At 50.9% G+C, this 12,164-nt stretch carries 12 protein-coding genes; all 12 read right to left on the minus strand.

What is annotated here, in order from left to right; genetic code table 11:
- Positions 1–8 precede the first annotated feature (8 nt).
- On the minus strand, positions 9–263 hold the full coding sequence (locus tag Q1B47_RS14595; protein ID WP_299795063.1) for a phosphopantetheine-binding protein: 255 nt from the start codon (positions 261–263) through the stop codon (positions 9–11).
- A 3-nt stretch (positions 264–266) separates the two neighbouring features.
- Entirely contained in the window at positions 267–1,058 is a 792-nt protein-coding gene (locus Q1B47_RS14600; RefSeq protein WP_299795065.1) for a lysophospholipid acyltransferase family protein, read from the minus strand.
- On the minus strand, positions 1,051–1,767 hold the full coding sequence (locus Q1B47_RS14605) for a beta-ketoacyl synthase chain length factor (protein ID WP_299795067.1): 717 nt from the start codon (positions 1,765–1,767) through the stop codon (positions 1,051–1,053). Before Q1B47_RS14605 ends, Q1B47_RS14600 begins: the two co-directional genes overlap by 8 nt.
- Before the next feature lie 251 nt (positions 1,768–2,018).
- Positions 2,019–2,888, minus strand: a complete 870-nt coding sequence (locus Q1B47_RS14610; protein WP_299795069.1) for a DUF3014 domain-containing protein — start codon at positions 2,886–2,888, stop codon at positions 2,019–2,021.
- A 161-nt stretch (positions 2,889–3,049) separates the two neighbouring features.
- Complete coding sequence (gene recG, locus Q1B47_RS14615; protein ID WP_299795071.1) at positions 3,050–5,125, minus strand: ATP-dependent DNA helicase RecG; 2,076 nt, start codon at positions 5,123–5,125, stop codon at positions 3,050–3,052.
- Between the two features lie 166 nt (positions 5,126–5,291).
- Positions 5,292–5,888: a response regulator transcription factor gene (locus tag Q1B47_RS14620; protein WP_299795073.1), complete on the minus strand. Its 597-nt coding sequence runs from the start codon at positions 5,886–5,888 to the stop codon at positions 5,292–5,294.
- Positions 5,888–7,030, minus strand: coding sequence for a sensor histidine kinase (locus Q1B47_RS14625; protein WP_299795075.1), 1,143 nt, complete (start codon positions 7,028–7,030; stop codon positions 5,888–5,890). Before Q1B47_RS14625 ends, Q1B47_RS14620 begins: the two co-directional genes overlap by 1 nt.
- Positions 7,031–7,090: 60 nt before the next feature.
- The gene (locus Q1B47_RS14630; RefSeq protein WP_299795077.1) at positions 7,091–7,762 is read right to left on the minus strand and encodes a tetratricopeptide repeat protein; all 672 of its coding nucleotides are present in this window, start codon (positions 7,760–7,762) and stop codon (positions 7,091–7,093) included.
- Positions 7,763–7,928: 166 nt separating this feature from the next.
- A complete protein-coding gene (locus Q1B47_RS14635) occupies positions 7,929–8,861 on the minus strand; it encodes a calcium/sodium antiporter (protein ID WP_299795079.1) in 933 nt (310 codons plus the stop codon).
- 176 nt (positions 8,862–9,037) lie between these two features.
- Positions 9,038–10,693 carry an AMP-binding protein gene (locus tag Q1B47_RS14640; protein ID WP_299795081.1) on the minus strand — a complete coding sequence of 552 codons (1,656 nt, stop codon included), beginning with the start codon at positions 10,691–10,693 and terminating at the stop codon, positions 9,038–9,040.
- A gap of 257 nt (positions 10,694–10,950) precedes the next feature.
- On the minus strand, positions 10,951–11,649 hold the full coding sequence (gene trmH / locus Q1B47_RS14645; RefSeq protein WP_299795083.1) for a tRNA (guanosine(18)-2'-O)-methyltransferase TrmH: 699 nt from the start codon (positions 11,647–11,649) through the stop codon (positions 10,951–10,953).
- Positions 11,650–11,718: 69 nt separating this feature from the next.
- Complete coding sequence (locus Q1B47_RS14650; protein ID WP_299795085.1) at positions 11,719–12,102, minus strand: RidA family protein; 384 nt, start codon at positions 12,100–12,102, stop codon at positions 11,719–11,721.
- Positions 12,103–12,164: the final 62 nt, after the last annotated feature.

The raw sequence follows: 12,164 nt of genomic DNA on the forward strand, positions 1-12,164 counted from the left end.
AATCTCTCCTAAGCTCGCTGCGACTCGATGAAGTTGGCAAGGCTGGACACACTATAAAAGTGTGCTTTTGTCGCCTCGGAGTTGGCTTCGATCTTTACATCGAATCTCTTTTTGATCGCTAAGCCCAGCTCCAGCGCATCGATGGAGTCTAACCCTAAGCCCTCTCCAAATAGTGCTGCATCGGTTTCAATGTCTTCGATACCGACATCTTCAAGATCTAAGCAATCTATGATTAACTGTTTAATTTCGTTATGTAAGCTCATAATTTATTCAAGTTCTTTTCTAAAGTGATCTTCAAGATCCCGTGTAAGTAAGCGTGCCATTTTAGCATCACCACCGGCCTGTGTATCATACTTTATGTGAGCGATAGTTTCGCCTACTTCGATACGCATCCCTATGGTGCGGCGGGGAATTTGATACCAGGCTTCCTGCTTGGTTAAACCGGAGGCATTGGTATGAAGCACGACGGGTAAGATATCTGTTTTGGTTCTCAGGGCTATATTGGCAGCTCCCCTGGCAAAGTCATTAATAACACTGCCGAGAACCGTGCGTGTCCCTTCAGGGAAGATAATTAAATTAGTTCCGCTGTCCAGGACCTGTTTACAGTCAAAAAGGAGTAACTCCGCACCACGGTTGGGGATGTAACCGGCGCAGGCAACCACACCCCGCATAAATGGGTTGCGCCATATCCCCTGCTTTACGATACAGCCGGCATTTGGCATCAAGCTTATCAGCACCACGACATCGACCAGAGTAGGATGGTTCATAACCACGACCTTACCTCTAGCCCCGCTCAGGCGCTCAACATTAATAGCCGTAACATCTATGACTCCCGCACCGGTTAGCATACGTACAAAACCACGAAACATGAGGTGTACGGCTCGCTGAACCCGGCTGACCCTCTGCTCTCTTGTGCCCGGCCAAAACCTGAGGAGCGGGAGAATTGTCAGGGAAGTTAAGAGCCCTCCCAGACCAAAGGCGATATAGCAACCTACTCCCCCCAGCCATCTGGGGATGTAGGCGAGGCCAGTGAGCCTTTCCGACGGTGAGCTATCCAAAACTTAACTGCCAATGTTGCTTGAAAAAGTTGCCGCTCAGGGGCTGCTTTGTCGCCAGGGCGTGGAGTAGCTCTCCATAACTTAAGTTTCTTGTCGAAGGAGAGCCATCTATGGTGAGCTTAGCTCCCTGAGCTCCCTGTGTCGGCAGAGTCAGAAGGAAACCCATGGCTACCGGCAACTCGGACTCATCGGTAAATTGACTATACACCTCCGGAACCGGTTCATCGCCGAAGACCAGCAGGAGAGGAGTCGGATCCTGTTTGAGTTGGGCATAAGCCTCAATCAGAGCCTGATAGAGTGTCTCTTCACCTGCCGCAATCGATGTTGAGGCGGCACGATTACCTTTCAGAATTGTGTAGATACCACTGGCGGTATTGTGGACAGACTGGCTAAATGCAGTCGGCGATAGTGGCTCCCGCTCTACGATGTTATCCAGCAGTCCTAAGGTGCGACTCAACTCTCCATGCCTGGAGCTGAAGATAGTACGGCACTGCTGTGGCGCATCGCACTGAAAGGCGACTTCGAGCTGCATCTTGGTGAGAGCGCTGTAACGTCTGCGTTGCATGGCGGGCACCTGGGTCAATTTAGGCGCTGAGGGGAGCTCTGAACTCGGGGCTAACTGTACATCTTGCCAACTCTTCCAATCATCGGCCTGTTGGTATAGAGGTGACCAGGCTCCCCAGGAACAAATTGTAAATATTAACTGCACCGTTTTGCCTCTGATATGACGTTTAAGTCCGGGTTATCCATAACGAGTAACACTTGAGAAAACTCTAATGTTCAGACTGGCAAGACAACTGCCACATCCGATCTATTCTACACCAGGTTCCTGCATATGATGAAGCGATTTGGGTTACAGCTGTTGTGAGTATCTATCTGACAGGAGAGGGGCGTGAGGCGTTGTTAAAACCCGCAGCGGCAAGTACTGCGGGTGATATTTGATAGCTTTAGTTATGGCGGTTAATCGGCTAAGTGTTTTTTCAGCCTGCGCAGCGCCGCTTTGATCTTCTTGCTGTTTTCTGGCCCCATGCGCACTAACAGTTTTTGCGCGTTGGGGAGGGCTTCGAGCTCAGGATCGACAAATTGATAATTTACGCTGACGCCATCGAGCTCTATGGCCTGCTCGATAATTGGTGCCGCCAGCATGATGTCGATGGCTTCGAGCATACGCTCGTTAAAGCTCATATCACCATAACCCAGCTCCTCAAATGCCTCAGTTAACAGGGGGGTTAACTCTTTATAGGTGGCAGCAAGCTGTGCATCATCTAAGTTGGCGACGAAGTCGGCGTAAAGATCATACCTGTGGTAGCTGTCAGGGTTCAGGTAAGTTTTATTGGTGATCTCCGAGACGGTAAACACTCTGTCGGGCCCCTTTAGCGGACTGACCTTACGCGCCAGCTCTCCCTGGGCCAGGTTGTCGACAAATACGACAAAATGCCTGACCAGATCTTTTTCGACCAGCATGGGCGCTATCGCCATGCCGTCAGCCATCTCAATCGTCTTCTTATGCACGAAACCGTCGCTCTCTCCCAGTACAGGCAGAGGCTCGACTTGAGGCTGCGGTGTATCTTCCGGCACCACCTCCGGTTCAACTACTGGCTCAATGACCGGCTCCGGGATATCGGCGATGGTAACAATAGGCTCTTGCGGGATCACATCGGGCACTTCGACGACTGGTCTCTGCTCCGGTAGTGGCTCCTGATCGTCGCTGAAATAGTAGTAAGCTCCTCCACTGATGAGAACCACAACGGCAAGGGCCACTATTGCTATGGTATTGGCACCGGCAGACTTCTCCTGCGGCGCAATTCTATCTTCTTGACTAACTTGCATTTAACATCCTTTGAAAGTTCGACTCGATTACGGAGGGCTGATACCAAAGCGATATATGTGGTATTACTCCATTCTGCAAAATTCAGCGGTCTTGTCTAGGGGAGTGGGCTGAAATAAAAAATAATTAATCTGAAAACAAGCGTGATGCGGCATTCTGGCCCTTAGGCTTGAACAAATTGCTCCCTGTCACCCAGCCAACGTTGCACTATGCCGTCTACATTATCAGGTGCTTGCTGCATGAGGTGAACGGCGAGTTTCTGAATATGGGGGATCAGGGCCTGATCTCTGATGAGATCGGCAATTTTCATATCGGCGATGCCGGTCTGCTTGGTGCCCAGCACCTCGCCCGGGCCTCTGATCTCAAGATCTTTTTGAGCTATGATAAAGCCATCGTTGCTGTCTCTGAGTACGCCCAATCGTTTCGTGGCACTTGGCGAGAGCGGCGCCTTATACATTAGTACGCAATGGCTCGCCACGGCGCCACGGCCGACGCGGCCTCTTAGCTGGTGTAGTTGAGCTAAGCCCAATCGCTCCGGGTTTTCGATGATCATCAGGCTGGCGTTGGGAACATCGACCCCCACTTCGATAACCGTAGTTGCGACTAACAGGTTAAGGTTTCCGGCCTTGAACTCGGCCATGATCGCTTGCTTCTCGGCCGGTTTCATGCGGCCATGAACAAGACCAACCTTGAGATCGGCGAGTACCTGCCTCAGCTCTTCTGCGGTATCTTCGGCGGCCTGACATTCGAGTACCTCAGACTCTTCGATTAAGGTGCAGACCCAATAGGCCTGTCGCCCCTGGTTAATGGCGGCTTGCCTGACCCTCTCTATCACCTCACTGCGTCTGGCATCGGATACGGCCACAGTTGCAACCGGCGTACGCCCGGGCGGCAGTTCATCGATAACCGAAGTATCTAAATCTGCATACGCCGTCATGGCTAATGTACGTGGGATTGGGGTCGCGGTCATGATCAGTTGATGGGGGTGAAATCCTTGGGTTATCCCTTTCTCTCTCAGCCCCAGACGTTGATGCACACCAAATCTGTGCTGCTCATCTATGATGATCAGAGCCAGCTTATTGAAGATGACTTGTTCCTGAAATATGGCGTGGGTACCTATCACCATATGGGCTTCACCGCTCTCTATATCGGCCAGAGACTGAGCTCTCGCCTTGCCCTTTAATTTGCCCGCTAGCCAGCCAACCTTTAGTCCCAGAGGCTCAAACCATTGAGAGAAGTTCTCGGCGTGTTGCTCCGCAAGTAGCTCTGTCGGAGCCATCATGGCGACCTGATAACCGTTTTCTATTGCCTGTAGTGCGGCCAGGGCCGCAACTAAGGTTTTGCCGGAGCCAACATCCCCCTGAACCAGACGCATCATAGGGAAGGGCTGTTCCAGATCCGTCGAGATATCGGTGCCGACTCTCTGCTGCGCTCCGGTGGGCTTAAAGGGCAGTGACTGCAAAAATGGGTTGAGCAGTTGCCCCGATGCCGGCATCGACACGGCCTGGTCCCGGTTGCTGCGTTGACGCAGCTTCAACATACTCAGGTTGTGAGCCAGCAGCTCCTCCTGAATTAACCTCTGTTGGGCGGGGTGAGTGCCCTGCTCAAGCTCGAACAGGGCGACACCGGTATGCGGGCGATGTAGCAGCTGAAGGGCTTCTTTCAGACTCAAATTGTTAGGCTGCAGCTCAGGTGGGATCAGCTCCTGCAGGCCCCCCTCTTCGAGCAGAGCCAGGGCTTGATCTGTCAGCTTTATCCAACTGGCCTGCTTGAGTCCTTCGGTTGTCGGATAGACGGGGGTTAAGGTGTCACTGAGCGCCAGATCGCTGCTGTCATGCAGCAGCTTATATTCGGGATGAATGATCTCTGCCTGATGTTTTCCGCGGCGAATTTCGCCATAGGCGCGAATGGTTGCGCCATTTTGTAAACCGTTTTTCTGCGCGACAGAGAAGTTGAAAAACCTCAATGTGAGGCTGGCTGTGTCATCTCTGACGGTACAGGTCAGCATGCGTTTACGGCCCTGGATAATCTGACTGGATTGAATAACGGCTTCGATAGTGCCGTAGCTGCCGGGATAGAGTGAGGCTATGGGGTAGATCTGAGTGCGATCTTCATAGCGCAGGGGGAGGTGAAACAGCAGATCTTGTACCGTTTGGATGCCGAGCTTAGCCAAACGTTCAGCCATCTTCTTGGCAACGCCTTTGAGCTCTGTTACGGGAACAAGATCTAGTCTCTTCACTCACAATACCAATCTGATTAATTGAGTATTGTCGCTTATAACACACTCAATTACTGTATTTATATACATATACTATCAGATAAACGTGTGATGGCAATCCTATGGTAGGTATTACTGTTTAAGCTCAGGTGCAAATTTCCCGGAGTCTGACGAAGTCCCTGTTGGTTTATAACCAGCCTTTTTTCCGCGCGATCCGCGCAGCATCGATTCGGTTTGATGCATGAAGTTTACTTATAGCTTCAGAAAGATAGTTCCGCACTGTGCCTTCGGCGATAAACAGTGCAGTTGCTATCTCGGCTGTAGAGCGCCCCTCACTGGCGAGCCGCAGTGCTTTTCGTTCCTTATCGTTGAGGGGATCGCTTTCTCCTATGGCCATGATGGCGAGTTCTGGGTCTATGACACGTTTTCCCGCCATCACCTGCCTTATTCCATGTATCAGGCTATCAGATGGGGCGTCTTTGAGCAGGAAACCGCCGACACCGGATTCGATGGCTCGCTTTATGTATCCTGCTCTGCCAAATGTCGTGAGTATGATGACTTTAATTGGACTATCTTGCTTTTGACACCATTGGGCTAGTTCAAGCCCTGTCAGTCCCGGCATCTCTATATCGGTAAGCAGCAGATCGAATGTGTCTTTTTTCAGAAGTGATAGGGCCTCGTCGCCATCACAGGCCTGGGTTACCTCAAACTCGCCATCAAGGCTCAGCAACGCCGCGAGTGCACCTCTGACCATAGCCTGATCTTCGGCGAGTAAAATATTCATCAGTTTTGCACTCCGGATACTAGTTTTTGAGCTCTGGGCTCTAGCGCTTGTTCTTCAGGTACTGGCAGGGTGATGGTAAAACGACAATGCTTTTCGAGGCTGTAATCAAGCTTGCCCTGAAACTCACTCAAACGCTCTCTTATTCCACTCAATCCATTTCCCTCGGTGACGCTTTGTGGCGTACCGTTATCGGTGACTGAGATATTGATCTCATCGGTTAACCGCTCAAATGTTATAACACAGTGGCTGGCCTGGCTGTGACGGATGACGTTATTACACAGCTCCGTAATGCTCAGTATCAGTTGAGATTCCAGAGTTGATGGCAGGATTGGGAGGTCGCCCTCGAGACTGACGCTCAGCCCTTTATCTCTGAGAGTCTGACATAGCTGCATCACGCTGGCCGATAGTCCCTTATGTTTATAGTCTGAGACCGTTTGACGTATCTGACTTAAACTATCGCGCGCGATCTCGTTTAGCTCTCTCAACTGAATCCTCGCCTGCTCAAGCTCATCTTTAGCCAAGAGTTTTTCCGCCAGTTCCGCCTTGAGTGAGATACTCGAAAGATTGTGCCCCATGATATCGTGAAGATCCCTGCCGATACGCTCCCGCTCTAACATGGTTGCCAGTTGGCTTATCTCCGCCTCACTCTGCTGCTGACGACATTTAGCCTCGACTCGTTTCCGTTCGGCCACGCCAAACAGACCCACCCCTAAGACGAGAAAGCCGCCATAGAGAACGAAGAAATAATGATTGATCCCAAGGAGTAATGAGAGTGTAGTGAGCAGCGTTAGTAAAGCCAGCAGGCCGAAAAAGGCTGTTCTGAGGGAGTAATAGAAACCGATAAAGAAGCCGGCGAACGTGAAAAGCGCCAGTGATCCGGCATTGATCGGAGTGATCAGCGCACCTAGGGCTATCATGGCGAGAATAGGGTAAACGGCTTTCACTTTCGAGCTGCGGTGGGCCCAAAAATAACAGTAAATAAAAGGGGGCAGGATCAGTAAGCTTACCCCTATCTCCCATAGCGGCATCTCGGTAAGAAACATCGGGATAAAATAGAAAACCAGGTTAACCAAATAGATCCAGGCAAGCTTATCTTCGGTGGTTTTACCGCAGGTTCCCGGCATCAACTCTGTGCTCTTCATTGCATTAATTCCCTGTGGGAACCGCTTGGCTCTTTGAACTGGCCAAGCGGAACATTTCAACTAGTGGGTTAGATTGTTTTGTTTCAGCAAAAAGTTTGCCCAGGAGTAATCGGGCTGGATCTTAATGGCCGACTGCCAGTCGGCGAGTGCGCCTTGAGTGTCACCACTGTTTTGCTTAGCCAGCCCTCGCCAGGTATAGGCTTCTGCATGCCCCCAACAGACCTCATGGCAAGGTTCGCCGTAAAGGGCTATTGCTCTGCTGCTTAACTCTATCGCATTTTTCATACTACCACCAAAGGCCACAGGGGTATTAAACGCAGAGATAGCTTTTACTAACGCGACTCTGGGATTCGAGGGGGAGAGTGCCTCCGCCTGAGTGAGAGCCTGGGACTGCTTAGGTCCTAAACTGGCTCCCCGGATATTGTCTATGCCTATCTGCATGCCATACACTGAGGCAAGCAGGGCAAGGGCTTCAGAATCGTCCAGCTCTTCCAGGGTTGATTGTGCCGTCGAGAGTGCAGATTTCGCCAATGTCCGCTGGCCTAATATGTTGGCTGTGATAGCCAGGCGATAGTTCGCATAGGCCAGCTCGTAACCCTGTGTCTGTTGACTCAGGCTTTGCAGGGCCGCTATGTTCATCGTATTAGAAGCGCTGTCGATAGCCGGGATCTCGTTAGCGTTAACCATTTGTGTGAACAGCGACATGGTGGTGAGCAGTATTGCAGTTTTCATATCGATCTCCTTTAATTTCCATTTATGGGGTATGGGATCAGTATGGGTAATTGGCTGAGATATTGGCAGGCACAAAGGTCATCAGATCACTATGACAAATGTCACTTTCAATGTTCCTTTGTAAGCCACCGCAAGTCGTGGTGGCTTTTGAGAAGGAGGGTGAAGACTAAGCTAAAGCCTGAGTCACCAGATAACCGATGTAGGAGATATATCCTGCCAATAGGATACCGCCTTCCCGGCGTCCGATTCTGAATCCGGATCTGGCAAAGGGCAGGGTGAGTAGTGCCAATATCAGCATCACCACCAGATCTAAAACTTGTACGCCTCCGGCGGCAATGGGGTGTATGAGTGCCGTGATCCCCAATATACCTAAGATATTGAACATGTTAGAGCCGACAATATTGCCTATGGCGATATCGCTCTCCCCCTTTCTGGCTGCCACGACCGAGGTGACAAGTTCCGGCATGCTTGTGCCTATTGCAACTATGGTCAGCCCTATGATCACCTCGTCGATACCTAAGGTTTTAGCTAATTCGACGGCGCCATCGACAAACAGGATTCCGCCTCCAACCAACATGGCTATGCCTGTGACCACAAGCAGCAATGACAGCAGCGGGTGCTGGGGACGCGTATCGACCTCTTCATTGTTTCCGGCGCTCTTTGAACTTATGTAGTTGAAGCCAAGATAGGCGAACAGTAGCGTGGTTAGCAGGGCGCCATCGAACAAACTAAGCTTGCCATCGAGCAGTAGTCCCCAAAAAAGTATCGAGGCGACAATCATGACAGGAATGTCCCGTCTTACCATCTGAGACTGTACCTGGATGGGCCTGATTAAGGCTGTCACCGCCAGAATGAGACCTATGTTGGCGATGTTTGAGCCTATGACATTGCCCAGGGCGATACCACTGTTGCCTGCGAGTGCGGACTTTAAACTGACGGCCAGCTCAGGCGCACTGGTACCGAATGCAACTATGGTCAAGCCGATAACCAGGGGGGCGATGCCTAATCTGAGCGCGATAGCACTCGCACCTCTAACCAGAGCCTCGGCACCGAGTGTTAATATTACAAAACCGCCGATAATTGACAGTAAAATGAGCATGCTTTTCACCAGGATAATTTCAGGGTGGCTAGCATAAGTATTTTGCCCGGACTGGCAATCAAAATAAGCAGTAAATGGATTAAATTTCGTTAACGATCTCTGATGGCGAAGCAAAAAAAAGCATGCCCTGAGACATGCTTTGATTGAAGTAGATTCGAAGCCGTTGCTCCTGGAGGTTACAGCTCCTCCTCCCAGCGAACTTTGCCTCCACGGAGGCCGTCAACTTTTTCGCTGAAACGTGCTTCCAGAACATGACGTTTTATCTTCAGTGTCGGTGTTAACACGTCATTATCGACATCCCAGGCTTCAGCGACGACTACGATCGCATCTAAGGTCTCATGGGACTCCAGATTAGGGTTGATGCTGTCCATCGTGGCCTTCAGGGAGGTACGTACCTCCTCTCTTGGCTGCAGCGAAGCACCCTCTGAGAGCTGTACCAGTGCGATAGGGTGAGGCAGGCCAGAACCTATGACGCAGAGCAGCTCTATATGGGGATCCTGGGCAAGTTTGCGCTCGATAGGCACAGGAGCGACATATTTTCCTTTTGAGGTCTTGAAGTTATCTTTGACTCGCCCGGTGATGGTGACACAGCCATCTTTGTCGATTTCACATAGATCGCCGGTATGGAAGAAGCCATCGGGATCGAAACTGGCTGCGGTTACCTCGGGTTGCTTATAGTAACCCGTCATCAACCCGGGGCTCTTAACCAGCAGCTCACCGGACTCGGCTTGTTTAATGTCACACCCTTCAATGGCGCGGCCGACGGTCCCAATCTTTTCGGGATCGAAGGGGAAGTTGATGATCGAGTAGGCACTGTTCTCAGTCATGCCCCAGGCTTCACTGATATTGAGTCCAATCTTGTGATACCAGGCGATCAGCGAAGGTGGAATAGGCGCCGAGCCCGACCCCAAAAGGTGGCAGTGCTCTAAACCTAAACCTTCATGGATCTTCCGCTTCACTATGTTGCTGAGGATAGGAACCTTGAGCAGGAAGTTAAGTTTCTTATAGCCGACCTTTTCAATGATGTTCTGCTGAAACAGACTCCAGAGCCGCGGGACAGAGAAGAAGACAGTGGGCCTTGCACGCTGAACATCGGCGACGAAGCTGTCGAGGCTCTCGACGAAGGCGACACTGCTGCCCGAATAAAATGAGGAGCCTTCCATCGCAACACGTTCGGTAATATGGGCAAGTGGCAGATAGGAGATCAACCTGTCTTCGACATCCGTCTTTAGATCCCGCACCACCGCCTTACAGGTCCAGCCGTAGCTGGCGAAGGTCTGTATCGCACCCTTAGGCTTGCCCGTGGAGCCCGAGGTATAGATGAGGGTCATGACCTGATCCGGCGTCGCGAACGGCACATCGACCAGAGGCTGGCCCATTTCGAGCAAACTGTCCCACTGGTATTGGGCCGGCATGGTGTCGTAGGGCATTGCCATCCTCAGGATATCGCCGCCAACACCGGCTTCCTGATCGGCCCAGTAATCCAGCTTACCGATGAAAATGGCTTTCGCTTCGCTGTGCTCCAGCACATAACGTATGGTGTCTGCATTGGCGGTAGGGTAGATGGGGACGCTGATGTATCCGCCGTGCATCAGTGCCAGATCGGTAATAAACCATTCGGCACAGTTCTTCGATAACACGGCGATCTTATCGCCGGGCTTCAATCCCAGATGCCTGAGTGCTCCGGCGATCTGCTGCATCTTCTGCTGCACATCCAGCCAGCTAAAATCTTTATACTGACCATTGATAGGTTGTCTCAGATAGGTTTTGTTACCGAGCTTGTCGACCCAGTGGGCTAGCATCTCTACAGGGGTTTTAATTGTCGATTCCATCAGCGATTCCATAATTATTATTGTTAAAATCAAACCAAACAGAGCTGTTCTTTTTATTAGTGTTCGATATCTGTGCGGCTACGTCTTTGAGTATGGCGAAAAATGTGATCTATGACAAATTCTTTGGAGAATAAATAGTTGGAAGATGAAAACTTAAAGAGGAATTGAGGGAGAAAGGAATTATATGGCTGGAGTTTGTCTCTGCAAGGGGCGCTCGCTTGTGCCGGAACGACCCTTTAACAGAGATGAAAATAGGCTTACTCTACCGGCTCGGGGAGTGGTGTTCGCATCCTTTCCCACCAGTGGGCATCGGCAACGATTTGCCCCTGTTCATCTACCTTAGGATAGGGGATATCCTTGCGGCGACAAGCCTTAGCGTAGATGGGGTGCCCCTGCTCGAATAGTTTTATCTGGCAATAGGCTTCATCGAGTCTGCGTTGGCCATACATTCCGGCAACTTGTCTCTGACGCTGCGCCTCATACATGATAAGCGCCGAGGCGACCGAGACATTGAGTGATTGCACCATGCCTATCATAGGGATGATGATATGTTGATCGGCAGCGGCGATCCCCTCCGGGCTGACTCCATCACGCTCATTACCTAAGATGATGGCTGTGGGACGCGTATAGTCTATTTCGCGAAAATCTACCGCATTTTCAGAAAAGTTGGTTGCCAGTATCTGCATTCCCTGGGCACGAAACTCAGCTTTAGCCTCATCCATATGATTATGTTTGACGGTTTTAACCCATTGCTGGCTGCCCGAGGCTGTATTACCCGAAACTCGCATCTCAATATCCGGCCAGACCGCATGAATTTGGTGGATCCCCACGGCATCGGCCGTACGAACGACTGCGGCGATATTATTGGTTTTATGGACCTTATCGAGACAGAGGGTCAGATCCGGCTGGCGGTTGTCTAGCATCTGATTGATGCGTGCAAAGCGTTCTGGACTCATGGCTAACTTCTTTGTGAATAGTAAAAAACAAAAGGGCGCCGCAGCGCCCAGGTAGAGGGGAGAGCGAGATTAGATCTCCATGACCCCATCCATCTCAACCAAGGAATCCTTTGGTAACTGCTTAACCCCGATTGCGGCGCGAGCAGGGTAAGGCTGAGAGAAGTAACGCTCCATGATCTCATTAACGGTTGCGAAGTTGCTCAGGTCGGTCATAAAGATGTTGAGCTTGACGATATCGCTCAGTGAGCCGCCTGCCGCTTCACATACTGCGGTAAGGTTTTCAAATACCTGAACTACCTGTGCTTCGAACTCATCGCTGACCATCTGCATACTTTCAGGGTTCAGCGGGATCTGGCCCGAAAGATAGACGGTGCTGCCGACTCTTACGGCTTGAGAATAGGTACCGATCGCTTGTGGAGCTTTATCTGTGGCGATGATGATTTTTTCTGCCATAACACTCTCTCTGTTTTGTTAACTAACTATCGATGAGGAATTTAACGCTTACAAAACTTAAT

It is taken from the genome of uncultured Shewanella sp., assembly GCF_947501225.1.
Lineage (GTDB): Bacteria > Pseudomonadota > Gammaproteobacteria > Enterobacterales > Shewanellaceae > Shewanella.